At 68.8% G+C, this 18,947-nt stretch carries 16 protein-coding genes; 9 read left to right on the top strand and 7 right to left on the bottom strand.

Annotated features, from left to right (window positions below; translation table 11 throughout):
- Positions 1–97 precede the first annotated feature (97 nt).
- Positions 98–799, bottom strand: coding sequence for a transcriptional repressor LexA (lexA, locus tag ABT115_RS15745; RefSeq protein ID WP_351789201.1), 702 nt, complete (start codon positions 797–799; stop codon positions 98–100).
- A 559-nt stretch (positions 800–1,358) separates the two neighbouring features.
- Here lexA and ABT115_RS15740 point away from each other — a divergent pair.
- The 7 genes from ABT115_RS15740 to istB all read left to right on the top strand — a co-directional run bounded on the left by ABT115_RS15740 (position 1,359) and on the right by istB (position 9,189).
- Entirely contained in the window at positions 1,359–1,808 is a 450-nt protein-coding gene (locus ABT115_RS15740) for a hypothetical protein (protein WP_351789198.1), read from the top strand.
- Between the two features lie 143 nt (positions 1,809–1,951).
- Positions 1,952–2,302 (top strand): hypothetical protein, encoded by a 351-nt coding sequence (locus ABT115_RS15735; protein WP_351789196.1) that lies wholly within the window; start codon positions 1,952–1,954, stop codon positions 2,300–2,302.
- 150 nt (positions 2,303–2,452) lie between these two features.
- Positions 2,453–4,237, top strand: coding sequence for a hypothetical protein (locus ABT115_RS15730; RefSeq protein ID WP_351789193.1), 1,785 nt, complete (start codon positions 2,453–2,455; stop codon positions 4,235–4,237).
- Positions 4,238–4,392: 155 nt separating this feature from the next.
- Positions 4,393–5,913: a hypothetical protein gene (locus ABT115_RS15725; RefSeq protein ID WP_351789190.1), complete on the top strand. Its 1,521-nt coding sequence runs from the start codon at positions 4,393–4,395 to the stop codon at positions 5,911–5,913.
- Positions 5,914–6,114: 201 nt separating this feature from the next.
- Entirely contained in the window at positions 6,115–6,690 is a 576-nt protein-coding gene (locus ABT115_RS15720; protein ID WP_351789345.1) for a Tn3 family transposase, read from the top strand.
- A gap of 58 nt (positions 6,691–6,748) precedes the next feature.
- Positions 6,749–8,395 (top strand): IS21 family transposase, encoded by a 1,647-nt coding sequence (gene istA, locus ABT115_RS15715; RefSeq protein WP_502969103.1) that lies wholly within the window; start codon positions 6,749–6,751, stop codon positions 8,393–8,395.
- Positions 8,392–9,189, top strand: a complete 798-nt coding sequence (gene istB, locus ABT115_RS15710; RefSeq protein WP_351789187.1) for an IS21-like element helper ATPase IstB — start codon at positions 8,392–8,394, stop codon at positions 9,187–9,189. Before istA ends, istB begins: the two co-directional genes overlap by 4 nt.
- A gap of 108 nt (positions 9,190–9,297) precedes the next feature.
- Here istB and ABT115_RS15705 read toward each other — a convergent pair whose 3' ends face one another.
- Positions 9,298–9,573 (bottom strand): hypothetical protein, encoded by a 276-nt coding sequence (locus ABT115_RS15705; protein ID WP_351789184.1) that lies wholly within the window; start codon positions 9,571–9,573, stop codon positions 9,298–9,300.
- Between the two features lie 1,037 nt (positions 9,574–10,610).
- Between ABT115_RS15705 and ABT115_RS15700 the strand changes: the two genes are divergently transcribed.
- Positions 10,611–11,123, top strand: coding sequence for a hypothetical protein (locus tag ABT115_RS15700; RefSeq protein ID WP_351789182.1), 513 nt, complete (start codon positions 10,611–10,613; stop codon positions 11,121–11,123).
- Between the two features lie 37 nt (positions 11,124–11,160).
- Complete coding sequence (locus ABT115_RS15695) at positions 11,161–11,715, top strand: recombinase family protein (protein WP_351789179.1); 555 nt, start codon at positions 11,161–11,163, stop codon at positions 11,713–11,715.
- A 90-nt stretch (positions 11,716–11,805) separates the two neighbouring features.
- Here ABT115_RS15695 and ABT115_RS15690 read toward each other — a convergent pair whose 3' ends face one another.
- The 5 genes from ABT115_RS15690 to ABT115_RS15670 all read right to left on the bottom strand — a co-directional run bounded on the left by ABT115_RS15690 (position 11,806) and on the right by ABT115_RS15670 (position 18,945).
- On the bottom strand, positions 11,806–13,500 hold the full coding sequence (locus ABT115_RS15690) for a cell division protein ZapB (protein WP_351789177.1): 1,695 nt from the start codon (positions 13,498–13,500) through the stop codon (positions 11,806–11,808).
- A gap of 93 nt (positions 13,501–13,593) precedes the next feature.
- On the bottom strand, positions 13,594–14,454 hold the full coding sequence (locus tag ABT115_RS15685) for a DciA family protein (RefSeq protein ID WP_351789174.1): 861 nt from the start codon (positions 14,452–14,454) through the stop codon (positions 13,594–13,596).
- Entirely contained in the window at positions 14,451–17,048 is a 2,598-nt protein-coding gene (locus ABT115_RS15680; RefSeq protein ID WP_351789172.1) for a hypothetical protein, read from the bottom strand. Before ABT115_RS15680 ends, ABT115_RS15685 begins: the two co-directional genes overlap by 4 nt.
- A gap of 743 nt (positions 17,049–17,791) precedes the next feature.
- Positions 17,792–18,064, bottom strand: coding sequence for a helix-turn-helix domain-containing protein (locus ABT115_RS15675; protein WP_351789169.1), 273 nt, complete (start codon positions 18,062–18,064; stop codon positions 17,792–17,794).
- A gap of 338 nt (positions 18,065–18,402) precedes the next feature.
- Complete coding sequence (locus ABT115_RS15670) at positions 18,403–18,945, bottom strand: GNAT family N-acetyltransferase (RefSeq protein ID WP_351789166.1); 543 nt, start codon at positions 18,943–18,945, stop codon at positions 18,403–18,405.
- Positions 18,946–18,947 lie beyond the last annotated feature (2 nt).

Raw genomic sequence — 18,947 nt, 5'->3', positions numbered from 1 at the left:
CCGACCGTTCCGACCCCATCCGGATTGGCTCAACGGGTGCCGCGGTATTGCCGTGGGCGGTGGCACCGCCGCGAGGCCCAGAGCATTCTGGAGTTGGTCAGAGGTTGCGCAGAACGGTGACGACCTTGCCCAAGATCGTTGCCCGGTTGCCCCAGATGCGTTCGTAGGTTTTGTTGTCGGGCATCAGCCACACATTGGCGCCGTCGCGCTTGAGGCGCTTGACCGTGGCTTCTCCATCAATCATGGCCGCGACGATGGAACCGTGTTCGGCGTCATGCTGCTTGCGCACGACAACCCAGTCGCCGTCAAGGATGGCCCCCTCACCAGCCATCGAGTCACCAGACACCTTGAGAATGAACAGTTCGCCCGAGCCAGTGAGCCGGCGGGGCAGCTCCGGTATGTCCTCGACGGACTCCTCTGCCGGGATCGGAACTCCCGCGGCGATGCGGCCCACGACCGGGGCCTTCCCGACGGAGGAGCTCCGTGCAGCGGATGCTGCCGGGAACGCAGGTCCGGCGTAGGGAGCTTCTCTCTCGGCAATCACGTAGGCCCGGGGCCGGTGTGGGTCCTTGCGGAGCACTCCCTTGCGCTCCAGCGCCGACAGCTGGTGGGCCACCGAGGACGTGCTGGAAAGGCCAGCGAACTGCCCTATCTCCCGCATCGACGGCGGGTAGCCGCGGGTCTTCAGCGATTCCTTGATACAAGCGACCACAGCACGCTGGCGGTCGGTGAGCCCTTCGGGGCCGACCCGGCCCCCTGGCGGCCTGCCGGGGCGTCCTATTGCTGCGACGGCGTGCATGTACTGCTCCCCCTGACGTGATCTTGCTGAGCTGGACAGTAACTCGCCGACCAGTACATAGGGAACACCTATTCTCAACAGAGCGTACGCATCAGTGCCTGAATGTGACGGCGACCGGTCGCTATGACGCCGACTGTCGTCGGCAATGAGCTCTCGACGTGGCAGCGCGTATGCCGGACGCAGTGAGGAAACGCCATGTGAAGTCACAGCGACACCGGCCTTCTGCCGGACCGTCACCTCCCGGCACGGTGCGCGTGGTCACCCGCCACAACGGCCCAGCAGGTGAACGACCAGGAGGCGCGGGACTTCGGCATCTCCACCGAGCGGGCCTGCCTGGAGATCGAGCACGTCTTTTACGACGCCGAGGACGACGTGCTGCGGCACAGGTGACCGTCGCCTACAGCGGCCACCCGTATGTGACGCGGTACCAGCCCGCGCCCGAGGACATCGCGCGCCGCGAGTAGCCGGCCCCGCCTCCTGGTCCTCCTCGCCGATCGGCAGATTCGGCTGCGCGTGGCCGGTACGGTGCCGGATGAGACGTCGACAGCAGGGGGAGAATGTGGCGAACGTCCGAGACCGCGGCGAGGTACTGGGCTTTGGGGTGCCGGCTGCGCTTTTCCTTCCCGGGGTCGCCTACCTCGGGATCACCAACGGCCATCAGTTCATCGCCAACGACTTCTTCGCCGTCATGTACTGCCTTGCCAGCGTCGGCTTCGCCTCCGTTCCGCTGCTGGCGTGGCGCCGGGGCGGCGGCCGGTACGCGGACCCGGGCTTCGTCCGCTCCGCGTGGTTCCCGTGGCTGTTCACCACCATGCAGGGCGTCGCCTACAGCGCCCCGCGCGGCGACGCGAACGTCTTTGTGCTGATCTTCGGCTGGGGCGCGTTCATCTACGCCGGGATGGTCGCCCTGTACTTCCTCGCCCGCGCCCTGTGGTCCACCGGCGACGAAACCGGCGAGGCTGTGCCCGGCGAGGGAAGCGCCCTGCGTGAGCCGAAGGCCGGCGCCTGAGCTCAGCTCAGTCTGCGGCCTGACGACCGTCGTCCAGGTGGCCGATGGCGTAGCCGCGTTCTTCATGATGACGGGCCAGGCGGGCCGTCGACGCCCTCGTCGATCTCCTCCCCCAGGAGGAATCCCTCGCTCTGGCCCAGCGCATGGGGTTCTGCGACTGCGGCCGCCTCACCCTGGACGACGACGACCTCACCTGCCGGGCCCTGAGCGCCGTGGCCGCCTCCAACATGACCGCCTGCCAGGCCCTGGTGCTCGCCGCGATCGACTACGCCCACCGCACCTTCAGCTGCATGGGGGGCAGCGCCCTGATCCACGAACTGTCCGAAGGCCACCGAGCGACCTTCGAGCCGACTGTCCTGACCGCGCTCCTGGACCGCGTCCACGCGGCCCATCAAGCAGAGCACGGCCATGCCGGTCACAGCCGGGTTCCCGACGCGGTGATGTGGCCGCACACCGCCGCCTCCTCGATGCCCGAACTCATCCCACGCCCTTGACCCGCCGCGCCCTCGCATGGCCCGGGTCAGCGCATGAAGGCGAGGCGACTTCATGGATCGCACCCGCTCCTGCCCGGGTGCGCCGTACGGTCATTCCACGGATGGCGACCAGGCAGTGACGCTGGGTCAGGAGTGGGAGGGAATCCGAAGATGGTCAATGCCCGTACGTACCCGCTGTGGCGGGATCTCGCGATGAGCGAGGAGCTCCCCAAGGAAGCACTCAAGACGGTGATCGGGGCCTTGTGCGCACCGGCGACGACGCCGGACGGCTTTGACGCCCAGGCCGACCGGTGGCGGGAGGAAGCCCTCAAGGCCGCGCTGCCTGCGCTGCTGGCCCGGACCTCTGCCAAGCGGCTGCGCGGCCAGCTCCTGGTGCACGCCGACGAGAAGAGGCTGGCTGCCCTGGCGGCCGACGGCACCGTGACCGCCGCCGACGTGCCCGCCATCCTGCGGCACCGCCGGGCCTGGGCCGGGCTGATCTCCGCGCTGGCACGACACCCCGGCCAGGTCGAGGCGGCAATCGCGCTCCTGCCCCGCCTCCCTGACCACGAGGTGGAGCAGGTCATCCGGAACTGGGACCCCGACCGCTACATCCGCACCAAGGGTGCCGCGCCGGCCCCGCCCGCGCCGCCAGAACTGTTCGACGCCGTTCTGGAAGCCTGCCTCACCCCGCTCGCCGCGTACCTGCTTCACCCGGAACCCGAAGAGGGCTGGGAGGCCGTTTCCGCGTTCTCGAAGGACTGGTCGCTGGAGCTGGACGGCCGCGACGGCTGGGCGATGCTGGCCCGGTGCCCGCAGCGGTGGGCGCAGCTCACCGCGCACCCCGTGCTCGGGGCGGCTGTCCAGCACCTGCTGCTGGACCAGGCCGAGACGCAGGCCCTCGAGGACGCCCGGCTGCGCGCCGCCGACCCGGTCGGCGAGGAACTCCCCGCCGACCCGGCCCTCGCTCTCAGCGAGGACCTGCTGCTCGCCTGCCTTCCGGCTTTGTGCCTGCCTGAACTGGCCGACCTGCCCAACCCGCAGGTGACCGTCTGCCGGACGCTGCACCACCTCGCAACCCGCGTCCACAACAACCCGCGCCTGGTTGACCTCGCCGCCGACCAGCTGCACGCGGCCGCCGAGACTCTCGTGACCCGCGGCCAGCTGCTCAGCTGGTCCGACAAGCAGGAGGGCGACCACGAGTTCGACGGCCGCGTCCTCCGCCTCGCCGAGGACCTGGCCCTCCTCAGCGCCAACCCCGACCACCTCGCCGGGGCTTGTGCCCAGCTCGCCCGGCTGGATCAGCCGGCCGTCGTCTTGCCCACGCCGAGCCGGACTCTGATCCGCATCATCGACATCAATCCTGACCACGACCGCCCGGCCCGGCTCCTGGAACGCCACTACGAGCACCGCCGGGTCCAGGCCCTGTCCACCCTCGCCGCCAACCCGCAGACCCCGCACACCGCCGTCGCGGACGTCCTGAACGGGCTGCACCCCGCCGAACTGGCCTGGATCACTGAGAAGGCCGGCGGCCCCGACTGGTTCCTGGCCGCGGCGGCCGCCGTCCCGGTACCCGACGACGAGGACGACGGTGTGGTGCGGCTGCTGGACGACGACGAGCTCGGCAAGCACCCCGACCCCGCGGCCGTCTTGCAGTCCTGGCTCGACTCCCCCGCCACCGGTGAAATCCTCTCCCGCTCCAAGGTCTACCGAGCCATTGTGAAGTCCCGCTACCGCACCCTGGAGCACCTGCGCCAGATCCCCACCGACGAGGTCCTCGCCCGCCATGAACCCGAAGTCGCCCTGAAGATCCTTCTGGACCACTGCGGGCGCAGCACGGGACGGTGGGAGGCTTTCGCTGCCGCCATGACTTTCGACTACGACGACGAGAAGATCACCTTCGGTCAGCTCCTCGACTCCCTGGAGGGCACACCTGCCCGGGCGCGCACGTCCTGAGCGGGCTGCTTCGCCAGTCACACGTTCCGAAACAGGCCCGAGTTCACCTGTCTTCGCCCGTGTGCCGCATACGGTGGCCTCGCCGCCCGCACACCGCCCGGCACGGCGGGAAGGAGCGGCGAGCATCGAAGGACACGGGACGGAGGAAGGCCGGGATGACGCAGGCTGCAGTGAGCGAGCTGGACGAACGGGTGCCAGGGCGCCGTTGGACGGTGCGGCTGGACGCCGCCGGCCGGGGCAGTGCGGCGGTACGCATCTCGTGCAGCCGCCCCGCCTGCGCCGACCAGCGTCATGCCTCCGCGGCCGTCGGCCGTGCGGCCGCCATCGCCCATCTCAAGGCCCACCTGCGCGCCGCCCCCGCCCCAAGGGCTGGGGCGTACTGCGCGTGCAGGGCTGAGGGCTGCCACACCCACCTGCCCGACACCGGCCGCCATGGGCGTGCAGAACCCTGGAGGTGCGGCGGCCCGGTCGTCCTGGCCGTGATCACCGACCGGGAAGGCCGCTGGTGGCAGGCCATGGAGTGCTGCTCCCGGTGCGCGGCCGCCACCCCCGGAGCGAAGACCGCAGCCACATCCCAGGCCCCTACGGCCGCGGACCGCCCGGCCCCCGTGGCCACGGGCACGGATGTGCCGCAGTTCTCCGATCACCAGGTCGCCGCTGGGCTGGTCCCGGCTCCCCGCTCGGCGCCTGCGCGGCGCCGCCCACCCCAGGCGAAGATCGCCCAGCGGGTCATCCCACACGACCTGCGGCCCGTCGCCTTGCGGGACGAACTCATCGAACTCGGTGACCATTTCCGCGCCTACCAGCAGCGCGACGAGCCCGACCTGGCGCTGCTCGCCGACCTCCAGGAGCGCAAGTCTCGGGCCTTCACCACCTGGGCCGACGTCAGCGGCATCATGAGCCTGCGGCTGGAGGCCCGGCGCGCCGAGCAGGCCGCTGCCGCCGCCCGCCTCCAGCACCGGCAGCGCACTGGCGGCATCACTGACGGCGACGGGCCGACAGTGGCCCGGCTGTTGACGGTGGCGACACAGTGGGAGCACGCGCGCTCTGTCCTCGCGCACGTGGCCGACCACGCGCCGCTGCCCGGACCGGAGGCACGGCTGCTGGTGCTGATGCTGACCCTGCGCACCGCGCACACCGGTGTCGGCAACCTCGTCGGTCAGGACCTCACCGCGCTGGGCCTGACCGACCCGGAGGGCCTTGTCGAGAAGCTGACTGGCTGCGGCTGGCTGGAACTTCCGGGCACCGCCGGCGACCTGCTCGCCTCCCGGCCGGAGAACCCCACCCCGATTACCGTCCCTTCTCTGGCACCCCGCGAGGACGGGACGGGCCAGTTCACGTTCGGCAAGAAGATGCGGCCCAAACTCTCCGGATGGGCTCAGAAGGTCATCTCGGACAAGAAGCTCCGCAAGACCAAGTCCACCGCCGGCACCCGGCTGCTCGCCCTGACACTGGCCACCCAGACCGACGCCTCGGGCCGCCTCGGTCCCGATGGCCACGGCATCGCCCTGAACGCCATCACTGCCTGGGTCCCGGCAGGTCCCGGCGAGCTGCAGCACCTGGTCGACCAGCTGACCGCAGCGGACTGGCTCACCGACGCCGCACTCACCGACGCCCAGCTCACCGGGCAGCTGACCGAACGCGTCCTCCCGCTCACCTGTCCCCTCCAGGCTTGAGGCACAGCACTCGTCCGAGTGAACCCGTGACGGTGTCGTCCGTCCTGCCCGCCCATCGGCTGAATGGCAGGGCCCGAGGCGGGCCACGTTCCGACCGCAGCCCGATCCGGCGTACCGGAACGCAAGGAGCGTGGTACTGCAGCGGCCTGCACCACACGGGATCACACACAGCAGTTCGTCAGCGTTCGTTGACGTGCCGGGATCGGGCCGAAGTCAGGAAGGCACTGTCGTGAGCGACCGCTCTTCATCGGGGTCCGCAAACTCCGCTACTGGGCCGAGCTGCCTGGTGAGGCCGTGGAGTTTGTCGCGCGGCAGGTGCAGGTGCCCGCCTCGGAGATGGGTTTCTATGACTGGACGGGCCGTACGGTCGAGTACCACCGCGCGCAGATCCGGGAGCACCTCGGCTTCCGTGAGTGCAGTGTCGCGGACGCGGAGAAGCTGACGGTTTTTGTGGCCCGCTACCTGCGGCTGCGCGACCTCCAGCGGGAGATCGAGGAGGGCCTGAACGTCATGGAGTCCTCCAACGGCGCGAACAGCGTGATCGCCTACGGCAAGGGCGGCGAGATCGCTTCGAACCGGCGCGACGAACAGGAGATGTTCGTACTGTGCCTGCGGATCTTGCAATCGGCCCTGGTCTACGTGAACACCCTCATGCTTCAGGACGTTCTCGGTGAACCGGAGTGGGCAGAGTGGCTTTATTCACGAGTAGTGCCGTCGGAAGTTCATGGGTTTGGGAGGCACCCAGATCCACGGTCGGGTGATGTTCACGAGTTTTGACAGCACTGGGGTACTTGCCAGGGCAGCATCGGGATGCTCCTGGTGAAAGGTCCTGGTCATGCCGCAGATGTCCAAGGTCGAGCTGTACGCGGCGATCCGGCGTGATCACCGTGCCGGCATGAAGATGCGCGAGCTTGAGCGCAAGTACAACGTGTCGTGGCGGACCGTGAAGAAGGCCGTGGACTCGGTCTGGCCGGAGCCCCGCAAGAAGCTGCCGCCGCGGCCGACCGCGCTAGATCCGTACAAGCCGGTGATCGACGAGATGCTGCGGACGGACCTCGACGCGCCGCGCAAGCAACGCCATACGATCACGCGAATCTTCCACCGGCTCATCGAGGAGCACAGCGCCGATGTGTCCTACCAGATGGTCCGGCGCTACGTCTCCGACCGGAAGCCGGAGATCCTCGCGGCATCGGGCAAAGCCCCGGTGGAAGCGTTCGTGCCGCAGACCCACCTGCCGGGTCATGAAGCGGAGGTCGACTTCGGCGACGTGAGCGTACGCCTGGCCGGCGAACTGGTGACCTGCTATCTGTTCTCGCTCCGCCTGTCCTATTCGGGCAAGGCCGTGCACCGGGTCTTTGCCTCCTGCGGCCAGGAAGCCTTCTTCGAAGGACACGTCCACGCGCTCCGCACCCTGGGCGGTGTCCCCCGGACCAAGATCCGCTATGACAACCTGAAGTCGGCCGTCGCCCAGGTGCTGGGACTGAACCGGGCCCGGGTGGAGACCGACCGGTGGATCGCCTTCCGCTCGCACTTCAACATCGAGAGCTTCTACTGCCGCCCCGGCATCGAAGGCGCCCACGAGAAGGGCGGCGTCGAAGGGATGATCGGCTACTTCCGCCGCAACCACTTCACACCGGTCCCGGAAGTCGACTCTCTCGCCGAGCTGAACGAGATGGTCGACCAGTGGGACCTGCACGACGGGCACCGGAGGATCGGTTCACGGCCGCGGACCGTCGATGAGTACTTCGCCGTCGAGCAGCCACTGCTGATGCCGCTGCCGCAGGAGCCGTTCGAGACGGGCCGGCTGTTCACGCCACGCGTCGACCGCTACAGCCAGATCGCCGTCCGTACGAACCGCTACTCGGTCCCGACCCGCCTGATCGGCAAGCGGGTGCGTGTCGTCCTGCATGCCTCTCACCTGGTGGTTTACGACAAGAACGTCGAGGCGGCCCGGCACGAGAGGCTGATCGCGAAGGGCAGCTGCCGCCTGGACCTGGACCACTACCTCGAAGCCCTCGTCCGCAAGCCGGGTGCCTTTCCCGGCGCCACAGCCCTTGAGCAGGCCCGGTCCGCAGGCAAGTTCACCCCGGTCCACGACGCCTGGTGGGCCCAGGCCCGCAAGCTCCACGGCGAGCGTGACGGCACCCGGGCATTGATCGAGGTCCTCCTGCTGAACCGGCACCTCGCCCACGAACACGTCGTCGCGGGCCTGGCCACCGCACTGCGGGCCGGCGCCCTGACCGCCGACGCCGTCGCCCTGGAAGCCCGCAAGGCCGCCCAGGCGGAGGACGAGCCAACCGTCGGCACATCCGCTCCGGGGCTTTCCGGCGAGACGCCGGCGACCGTCACGTCGCTGCACGAGTGGCGCCTCGCGCACCTTCCGCCGGACACCAGACCACTGCCGTCGGTGACCCCCTATGACCAACTGCTCCGACGCCGCCGCACCAGCGGCAGCGACCACCATGAGGGAGAAGCCCAGTGACCCTGCCCCGCCAGCGAGGCTTGACCGAGCAGGCCGCCGACGCTGCGATCGACACCGCCTGCCGCCTGCTGCGGCTGCCCTCGATCCGTAACGAGTTCAACGAGATCGCCGACCGGGCCATCAAGGACCAGATGACCTACCGCGGCTTCCTCGCAGAGCTGCTGATGACCGAGTGCGACGACCGGGCCCGACGTCGTTCAGAACGGCGGATCAAGGCGGCGGGCTTCCCGCGGGAGAAGTCCTTGCGGGCTTTCGACTTTGATGCCAACCCGAACATCGACGCTGCCACCGTCCATACCCTCGCCAGCTGTGAATGGATCAAGAAGAGCCAGCCGCTCTGCCTGATCGGCGACTCCGGCACCGGCAAGTCCCACATGCTCATCGCGCTGGGCACCGAGGCCGCCATGAAGGGCTACCGCGTCCGCTACACGCTCGCCACGAAGCTGGTGAACGAGCTGGTCGAGGCGGCGGACGAGAAGCAGCTGAACAAGACCATCGCCCGCTACGGGCGTGTCGATCTCCTATGCATCGACGAGCTCGGCTACATGGAACTCGACCGCCACGGCGCCGAACTCCTCTTCCAGGTGCTGACCGAGCGCGAGGAGAAGAACAGCGTCGCCATCGCGTCCAACGAGTCCTTCGGTGGCTGGACCAAGACCTTCACCGATCCCCGGCTCTGCGCGGCCATCGTCGACCGCCTCACCTTCAACGGCACCATCATCGAGACCGGCACCGACTCCTACCGCCTCGCCAGCACCCGAGCCCGGGCAGAAGAGCCCGCCAAGGCCAGCTGACTCCTGCGGGTCTCGTCTCGACGGCCCGGCGCCCTCACGGGCGCCGGGCCGTCCCACGCGCTGACGTCACTTCTCGGGCACTGGCACAATCTTTATGACGGTGACCCGTCAGGTGGCAGGACGGTCCAGTTGCTTCGTATCGGAGTCGTGGAGCAGTTCGGCAAGCTGGATGAGGAAACCGTACGTCGCCAGACGGTTCTGGAGGCGGATGAAGTAGGACCTGCCTGAACACTTGAAGATCTCGCGGCGGCGCACCTTCCAGAGACCGTGCTCGTATGTGTGAGCCGCCTGCAGGAGAGCCGCTTCCGCCTCTTCCGTGCTGCCTTCGAACTCAGTGACGGTCCGCCCGTCACGATTTGAATCCGACACGCCGCTGACAGGCACGGCCAGGACTATCCACCGAGGCATCTCGCGATTCCCTATCCCCTCGACGTCGCATGTCGCGACGCGTACGGCGTCAGTCTGGCAGGCGGCGGCAGCGTCGGGCTGCCTGCCGCAGAAGTCGAGCCAGTGCCATTTCTCGTGAACATTCTCGAGCCCGCTGGCCCCCAGTTGCCGCCCAAACTGCCGGACAATCGCTGCTACTGAAAGTGAACGAAGCCAGGCAGAGCTCCTCACGCCCGCCGACCGGCGCGGTCTGACCCCGCTGTTCTGGTCCCATGTCCGCCCGTACGGCGAGGTCAACCTCAATATGGCCGCCCGCCTGAACCTCACGGCGGCCACGGTGCCTGGCCCCCGTACGGCAGGCGATGAGGCGCCAGCCGAGGAACGTACGGACGCCTGAGCCTGTCCAGCCCCGTCACTATGCAGCACTGATGGCATGGGCTGCCAGCCAACGGAACGCTCCAGAGCCCCCACAATCCTTCTCGGAACGGTGTGCCTCCGCTACGGTCAAGGAAGTCGGGCGGAGGGGGCGCGGTGGAACCGGGGCTGGACGCACGTGCGTTTGGTGAGAGTGTTGCCGCGGCCGCGTTATCGGACCGGTGGTTGGAGCGGCGCGAGTCGTTCGCCTCGCAGCTGGCAGCTCTGTCGAGTGACGAGCATGGGCCTGACTACTGGGAGAGTCGGCTGGAGGAGACCCGCCAGTTCGCCCTCAGCTCAGGATCGCCGAACAACATGTTGAGCGACTTGGTGCGGTACTGGGCAGGAGAATTTGCCGCTTTCCAGAGGCAGATCGAGGTCCCTAGGCGTCATTACGCCCAGCAGGTGCTGGACGAACCAGCGAGCACAGAACCGCTATCACGGACAATTGCGTTTGTTGATGACGATCCCCCTCTTACGTTCGATGAAGACGACGCGGGACCGGCAGCGGACACGCTGAATCACGTGCTAGCCAGGTTGTTTCTGCGCCTCGGGCCCCCACCAACATCTGTTCGCAGAGATTTCGCTCCCGTCGGTGGAGGCGATGGAGGGGTGCAGGCGTGAGCCTTGGAGAACGCCTTCCGGCGCGTCGTGACGACGACCCCTTCATGAACGCCGCCATGGGCATTGCTGCGCGGTGGGGAGAGGCCCTTGGCCCGGAGAAGCTCGAGGTGGCGCTGAAGGCGTTGGAGCCGGAGCTAAAGCGTGAGCACCAGTTCCGGCTGCGGCGCCTTGAGGCGAAGGAGGCAGAGGCGGAGCGGCAGGCAGCGGCCGCTCAAGCCGAAGCCGAACGCGCCGCACGTGAAGTCATCGAAAAACGCCATCATATGCACCGGATTGCGACGCTCGTCGCTGGCATGGTCGCATCCCTGGCGATGCTCGGCGGAGGCCTCTACATCGCTCCACACAACGCCTGGCTGGCGGCCGGCCTGTGCGGACCGAGCCTGCTCGCGTTGGTGAAGATCTTCGTCCTTCAGCGCAGCGACGACGGCGACATGCGCGCTGCGGAGCGGACTGCGCGGGATGCAGCGAATGCCGCATCAGCTTCGTCTGCTGGGCCTCCTGTGGTCTGACAACCCCTTCCGAGCCGAATGGCACCCCTGATACGGCGTGAGGCGGGGATGGACAATCTTCGCGGACAAGAAGTCCGGCAAGAACGCCGAACGCGAGGAACTGTGGAAGGCCCTTGACTTCCTGCGCGAGGGCGACACGCTCGTCGTCCCGTCGCTGGACCGGCTTGGCCGTTCCATCCAGGACCTCATCGCGATCGTCTCCGGCCTGCGCAAGTGCGGTGTCGGCTTCACCTCGCTGCACGAGTCGCTCGACACGACCGCGCCCGGCGGGCATCTGGTCTTCCACGTGTTCGCGGCCCTGGCGGAGTTCATCCGCGAACTCATCGTGCAGGGCACCAACGAGGGCTTGGACGCCGCCCGCGCCCGCGGCGCCCGGCTCGGCCGCCCGCCAGCGATGACCGACGAGCAGGTACGTCACGCCCGCGACTTGCTCGCCCGCCCGGAGAACACCGTCACCTCGATCGCGAAACTCCTCGGCGTCTCCCGCAACACCATCTACAACTACGTGCCCGAACTGAAGGGTGGCCGCCTCGCGCTCGCCGAGGCGACCTCCACGGCGGAGCTTCCCCGGCCCTCCAGGTCAGAGGAATGATCACCGCCGTTTGCGGCTGGTGACACGGTTCTTACCGGCACCCCATATTGTCTTCCGTGCCCATTCCTTCACTCTCCCCATGAATCGGACTTATCGGCCCGGAGCGCTGGGTGCAGCCTGATCGATACGTCCCTGATCGTTATTTTCTTCTGAATTCTGTCTTTTCTGCTGAGTGAAATCTGCGGCACGTTTGGACCGTAGTGCATGTGGTCTGCCGGAGGTTCGGCACCAAGCCCCTGGTTTTTGCTGGCAGACAGGGCAGGTAACGTCGTACGCCTGCCAAACAGTCCGGGTTTCTTTTCCCTCCGTCTGGCGTTCTTCGATGTCTCCGATGAGTAGCCGCAGCCGGTCGGCATGGGGCGTCCCTCGCAACTGCCCCGCACGGGGGCCGTCAAGTATGACGCACTGCTGTCCGTGATCTGCCGCACAGAGCGGACACATCTTCGTGGTCCAGTACCCCCGGCCGACCAGCTGGTGCAACGGACCTGGCGTCGGAGAGCCGGGCGGCAGAACGAGGAGCGACCTGAGGCGTTCCTCCCACAAGGCGAGCTGGGCGCGTTGGTGTGGCACGCCCCTTCCGACCCTGCGAAGTTCATCAGCCTCTCGGGACATCTGCTGGACCTTCCTGGTCAGCAGCTCTGGGTCGCCGTTGGCTGGAATATGGCTCACTTCTTCGAGAAGAGTATTCAACCGGTCGATCGCGGCTGGAATCGCGGCCGCTAGGTAGTCAACAGCTGCACGGATCGCCTCTTTCTCCTCCCCAGTCTGGTCAACCTTGGTGGCCTTTTTAGCCTGCGCGATCAAGTTCTTAACCTGGCTGACCTTCTGAGCGGCCACAGCCTGATCAAGTAAGGAGACCTGCGTCCGGCGAGATTCGACTTCTTTCTCCACCCAGAGCGAGGCACTGTGATGCGCGGCATCCAGCCGCTTCTGTATCTGAGGGCTGACCCCGGGAAGTTCGGTGATCTCGCGGCAGACCGTCACCGTCAGGTCGGGCGACTCGGTCCGGCGGGCATAGAGCAGCCGGCGCATCAACTCCTGCGCCCGCTCGTCCTGTGGCGAAGTCTTCTGCTTCTTCCCTGGAGTCCATCGCGCCGGTTCGGGCGTGCTGTGGGCCTGGATGATCCGTTCGACGGCCGGGGTGGACAGTCCTCGCTCGGTAACCTCGCACTCCTCCAGGGAGAACCATTCGGTCGGCCGCGCGAAGGCCTCGGTCCCGATGCGAACCCGTCGGCTGGTGCCTTCGCTGTCCAGGCGAATGCGGTGCACGTACCAGCGTTTGATCAGAGTGTCCTGGTCCACCGGGACCGATATGCCGAGCACCGGTTCGTCTTGGCTCTCCCACTCCGGTGCCACGCTTTGGTCCAGGTGCACACGCAGTCTCTTGTGCGCGAGCTGGATATCGACGATTGAGCCCAGCGGGGTCCCGTCCGGCTGTGCGAAGTCGAAGTCGGCCTGCGTGCCGCGGTTACGGAGCCAGGCCGCGGCCGCGGACTTCACGTAGAGGTGGTCGGCGCTGTTCACACTGCGGGCCCGGCGACCACAGACGTGGGGCTGGCCGTCAGGGCCGGGGTGATGGGCGAAGTGACACACCCGGTCGGTATAGAGCTTCGTCGTCAGCTGGCCACCGCAGCCTCCGAGGAGGAGCCCGCACCAGAAGGAGTCTTTCTCGTAGAGGCTGCGGAAGGCGTCCAGTTCGATGGCTTCCAGCGGTAAGACAAGCGGCTCTTCGGATTCCGCGCTGCCGAGAACCGCTGTCTGGATCTGCCGTTTGTCACGCCGCACGTGCCCCGCCCTTCTTCTCAACACAGCGTGACAGCCGCCCCCTTCGCTTCGCAGCCGATCGTGCTGTTTACCCGCCCGTCGCATACCGTGCGATCACGCCGAACAGTCCAGCCGGCCGGGCACGACTACCGGGGTAATCGTGCCCGGCTGGCCCGCTGCCCCCTGTGTCCGGGCGGCACGCTGGTCGCGGGCACGGCGCAGGGCGGCGGCCTCGGTCGCCGCGGCCTGGCGGCGGCGCTGCACACGGGCCTGCTCGATCGGGGCCAGCGCGTCATCCGGGACAGAGGGCGGCTCGGGAAACGCGCGGCGGCTGAGCTCCCGCATCGCCCGGTTCTGCCGCTCCACTGCCTCCGCGATGCCCGGGTCGACCCGAGACGGCACTGCGGCCTGGCGGTGCGCCTCGATCGCGCGGCGGTAGCCCTCCGGCGGCGTCCGGCGCTGCACCGGCACGACGGGTGCGACCGGGTGCGGGGCCGGTGTGGCAGCCGCTCGTACGGGGCCAGCCCCCATGGGTGCGGGCGCCAGGACGTGCAGGGCGCGGACGCTCGCGTTCGGCACCCGCTCGTTGGCCGCCGCGATCAGCCTCGGCGCGCTCCAGCGCAGCTTCGTCCCGCAGGCCGGGGCGTCGGGGACGACGTCCAGGCGGCCGGTGTCCGCGTCGAACGCCACGGCCCGAACACGGCCGGCAAGTTCGGGCACGGCCGCGGCGAGGATGGCGTCGAACTGCGCGAGGACGCTTCCGCCGACGGCCGGGGCGACCATGCCGCGCTCGGTCATCATCATGCCGATCGCCGCGCCGAGCCCGAGCGGCTCGCGCCCGTCGCGCCGCACGACCGTGCCGGTGCGCCGCTTCGGCTTCTTGCTGGTGGCGCCGTTCTTCTTCGCCGCCTCCCGGGCCGCGATCAGGGCCTGTCGCGCGAGGTCGACGCCGCTCAGCTCCGACTCGGTGGTCATGCGATCACCACCCCGGCGTCGCCGTCCAGCCGGCGGGCGGCGAGCTCGGGCAGCCGGTCCGTCCACGGCGCGGACCCGGCCTGCCCGGTCCGGGCGACGGCCTGCTCGCGCAGCTGCTTCAGTCGCGTCGCGAGCAGGTACTCGGCAGCGCGCTCCCGGGCGGTGTCGGCGGCCTTCGTCGCAGCGGCGACGGCGTCCGCACCGTTCGGGTTGTGCCGGAACCAGCGCCGCCCCTGCTCGGTCTTGTACGCCCGGCGCGCCTCCGCTTTGGCTTCCTCGGTCCGGCCCAGCCGCCCCAGTGCGCTGCTGCGGTACTCCGACAGCGCGGCTTCCACGGTCTGGAGGGCGCCGAAAGCGAGCACGGCGGCCGTGCCGATCGGGTCCGCGTCCAGCTCGCCCGGCTCCGCCGAGTCCAGAAACTGGCGCCGGGCGTCCTCGATGTCGGCTGCCAGCGACGACCGGACGTGGGCGGTAACGGCGGCGACGTCGTCCGGGTCGGTCAGGTCGGCTGCCCAGGTCGCGGCGACCAGTCCGGTCTCCACGATCAGCGTCTCGGTCCGGCGCCGGTAGCCGCACGCCTCGCACAGCCCGGCCGAACGCTGCTGCCCGCAGTCCGCGCACGCCAGCGCCTGACGGACCTCGTCGGCGGCCGCCGCGGCCTCCCGCTCACAATCCGCCCGCTCCTGCGCCGCCGCACGGGCCGCATCGCGCCGAACCTGTTCCGCGCGGGCCTGCTCACGGCGCCACACGAAGTCCTCCGCCTCGATGGCCGCCTGCTCGCGCAGCCGCTCCTCGAGGACGCGCCGGCGCTCATCGTCGGCCAGGCCAGGCAGCTCCCGGTCGATGTCCGCACCGATCCGGGTGCGGCGGGCCCGCCGGGTGTGGAGCACGTTGGCGCAGTTCTCGCACCCGGTCCCGGTGTCCAGCCGGATCCCGTCGTCGCAGCGCCGGTCCGTGCACGAGGGCCGCTGGACCAGGCCCCGCCGGATCAGCCACCCGTACGGGCCGGTCACCATCGCCTCGCCGCCGGTCTCCTCCAGCCGCTCGGTGAGCCGGTCGGCCAGCAGCCGCGGCGCACCACCCGGCAGCGCCAACAGACCCTCCAGGCAGGCCAACTCCGCCTTCGCGGCCGCCTCCACCCGGTCCTGCTGCCAGCCCGAAAGCCGCTCCCACAGCCAGGCCACCGGCCCCAGGGCTACCCGCAGACGAAGATCAGCCGGAAGGCCCACCCTCCGCTGCTGCTGCGCCTTTTCCCACCCAGCGGCCTTCGGCCGGCCACCGGCTCCAGCCCTGGCAGCGCGCTGTCCCACCCGCTCATCGATCGTGGACTCCTGCGGCTTTTCCCCGCGAAGCGGGCCGCCCTCAGCCACCGGCGACACAGTCCTAGCAACGGCGCTCTCGCCGTCGGCGGCCTGGTCCTCGCCCGCGCACGCGCGCTCCGGCCGACGGCCTTCAGCCCCACGGCCTTCGCCGGAAAAACCACAAGAGAGCTGCGGAGGAACGACGGGAGTAACCACAGAAGCGTGGGAAGCGTGGTGCTGTGCAGTTGCGGCGAGGTCTGCCGATCCGGCCAGCCCATCCCGTTCGGCGCCCTCCACCCCAGTCGTCACAAGGGTCTCGCCCGTCTCGTCAGACTCAAGATCTCCGGATGCAGTACCGGCGAGGTCTGAAAGCAGGGTCTTGGCGACCCGGCGGGCCTCCCGTACGGCCACGCCGTGGGCCTCGGCAACCGGCACCAGGCGCACCCGCGACTGCGCGTTCAGGCCCGAGTCGGTCTCCTTGCGCACCACGTCCGCGACCCCGTGCTCCTGGAGGCGCTTGAGCACCTTGGCCCCAGCCGCTGCCGTGCAGCCCAGCAGGCGCGCGACAGTCGCCGCCGGACGCCCACGATCGGTGTCCACCGACCCGGGGCACAGCTGCAGCCAGCCCGCCGAACCCGTCGTCAGCACCATCAGCAGCAGCCCGAGCCGGTCCGTCGCCGCACCCCGGCCCGTACGACCGGCAAGCAGCCCGGCCGGGACCGGCGCCTTGTCCTTCGGCGCCCACCCTGGACCGAACAGGACCTCGCACAGGCTCAGCAGCACCGCCAACTCCGAGCGGGACAGCGCCAGGGCGTGCCGCCGGTCGCCGGCCTTCTGCGCCCGGTACATCGGGATCACCCAGCACTCCAGGCCCGTCGCGTGCCCGAAGGCGTTCGTCGCGACCTTCGACCCGAGGAACCCGGCGCCGCGCAGCTCAGGCAGCACCGTATGCGCGACCGTCGACTGCGACACCCCCAGCCACCGCCCGAGCTCCGCCGCCCAGATCGACGCCTCATAGTCCTTGCGGACGTCAGCCTTCGCGGTCAGCACCACCGACGCCAGCCGCGCACCGTCCGACGCGCCGGCCAGCGCCGGGGACGTCACCAGCGCGCGCACCGCGGCCAGCAGCCGCGCCCGCATCGTCTTCGACAACTGCAGCGGGTTGCCCAGCTCCAGCCGGACGACCGGACTGGCCTGCGCCGGAACCGACCGCAGCCGACGACGCGACGCTCCGCCGGTGAACTCCGTGCGCGGGCGCGGGAACACGGCGGCCGGCGCCGCCACGGAACTCACCGGCCCACCCGAATCAAGACGTGATCCATATCCATCCCGGCACCCTGGACCAGGTCACCTGTGGACAGAGACCGGCCAGCCCCGAACACCCGTGGCGCTCCCGCCCACAGGAAGCGGCGGGCACGAATGCCGACGGCTCCCGAGGGCCGGGAAGGAAGGCGGTCTACCGAAAATTCGATTTCCGGCGTGACAGGGCAAGACGTCTGATATGGGGCGACGCATCCCGTGTGACGGGACACGTCGATCGATCGAATCGGGCTGGATCGGACAAGGTCAAGCTGACAAAGGACACCGACTTGGTGCACCATGGCGAAGAACCTCCTGCTGTTCCGGAACTGCGGACGCGGGTGGGGCCCCCTCCGTGAGGAGCGGGCGCAGCGCGAAGGCCAGAGGTGGATCTCCTTTCCGTTGACGGTTTTGGCGCTGGTGTCTCGGAAGCCCTTGGCAGGGCCGCCGAGGCGAACCGCGAAGCCCCCTGGCAGGGGCCCGCGGGTGTTGCATGGCCCTGATGAGGGGCCGAATTGGAAATGAGCGGCTTGATAAGCCGCAGCTCAGGACCGGCTGGAACCGGGATCTGAGCGGACCGCTCTGGTGGCTAATCCAGGCGGTGGACGGGCCGCGCGAGGCCAGAGGATTGCGAGTCCTCATTTGGCGCGCGCGGTCGATGGCCTTAGGTCATCCCGATTCCCCTCGACTCTCGACGGCGGCGTCGGCTATCCGAAATCTGGCGAAGCCTGGTCGGATCAGCCGTCATCGGATACCTGCGCAGCTTCGGGGTACTTCTCGGCGAGCCGCTGGAGTAGCTGGGCGTATGCGTCCCGCCAGGGCCTCCGCGGGTCGGTTTGCCCGGACTCCCAGCGCAGGATCGTTAGCGGCTTCACCTGGAGGGCATCGGCCAGTTGGCGCTGCGTCAGTCCGTCGGCGAGGCGCAGCTGCCGCCGTACGGCAGGGATGGGGAGGTCCGGCGCGCGGTCGACCAGGGCGTCAACTGCCTCGCTCAGATCCGACTTCGACATTGAGAGACCTCCCCCATCCAAGGCTGATGCCCTGAAAGATACCCCATCGTGGCGATCTTCGACACCGTCGATGCGCGTGTTCTTATGGACGACATCGCAGGCGTCCAACTGGCGAGTACCTCCCCCGGATGTTGATCTTTCTGATTCTGGCGTGGAAACGTGCAGGTGAGGCCTGTAGTGCCCTTGAACCTGAACAGATTTCGAGGACCAGCACGAGAGGGTTCCGCTAGGGAAGCGGCGCCGTCCCGCGTGGCGGGCAGCAATCGAGTTCGCCTTCCCGCCTGGCGGGAAGGCGGTCCCGACTGGTCGTCAAGAACCCTCGAGTCAGGGCCCTGAGGCTACGGCCGCCACTCGTCCTCCAGCACGGAGTACAGAATGCTGTCCCGCCATCCACCGTTGGTGTGCACGTGGTCGCGGAGGACGCCCTCCTTCTGGAAGCCGAGTTTTTCGACAAGGGCGATCGAGGCCAGGTTCGACGGGCCGATGGCTGCGCTGACGCGGTGCAGCCCGAGCTCGGCGAACGCGTACGAGGTCAGGCAGCGGGCCGCATCCGTGGCGTACCCGCGACCCCACTCCTGCGCGGCGATCGCGTAGCCGAGCTTGCCGGCCTTGACGCCTGCGAACGCGATCCGGGCGAAGCCGACGACGCGGTCCTCCCTCTTGGGCGTCACGGCCAGGTAGTACTCGGTGCGGGGTTCCTCCTGGGCGCGGGCGACCGCGCCGTCGACCATGGTGACGGCTTCGGCCAGGGAGCGGCTGTCGAAGCTCAGCCAGTTGGTGACCTTGTCGTCGCCGATGATGCTCAGGACGTCGTCTACGTCCGTCGGAGCGAACTCCCGGAGCGCGACCTGTTCGCCGGCGATACGGATCGGGTACGTCAACG

It is taken from the genome of Streptomyces sp. NPDC001832, assembly GCF_040297265.1.
Classification (GTDB): Bacteria; Actinomycetota; Actinomycetes; order Streptomycetales; family Streptomycetaceae; genus Streptomyces.
The sequence above is the reverse complement of the archived record's forward strand: the minus strand, read 5'-3'. Positions and strand labels throughout refer to the sequence as shown.

Excerpts from the sequence above, each read along its gene's own strand:
- lexA (WP_351789201.1), bottom strand. The coding sequence starts at position 799 with ATGCACGCCGTCGCAGCAATAGGACGCCCCGGCAGGCCGCCAGGGGGC.
- ABT115_RS15735 (WP_351789196.1), top strand. The coding sequence starts at position 1,952 with ATGGGGTTCTGCGACTGCGGCCGCCTCACCCTGGACGACGACGACCTC.
- ABT115_RS15730 (WP_351789193.1), top strand. The coding sequence starts at position 2,453 with ATGGTCAATGCCCGTACGTACCCGCTGTGGCGGGATCTCGCGATGAGC.
- ABT115_RS15725 (WP_351789190.1), top strand. The coding sequence starts at position 4,393 with ATGACGCAGGCTGCAGTGAGCGAGCTGGACGAACGGGTGCCAGGGCGC.
- istA (WP_502969103.1), top strand. The coding sequence starts at position 6,749 with ATGCCGCAGATGTCCAAGGTCGAGCTGTACGCGGCGATCCGGCGTGAT.
- ABT115_RS15685 (WP_351789174.1), bottom strand. The coding sequence starts at position 14,454 with ATGACCACCGAGTCGGAGCTGAGCGGCGTCGACCTCGCGCGACAGGCC.
- ABT115_RS15675 (WP_351789169.1), bottom strand. The coding sequence starts at position 18,064 with ATGTCGAAGTCGGATCTGAGCGAGGCAGTTGACGCCCTGGTCGACCGC.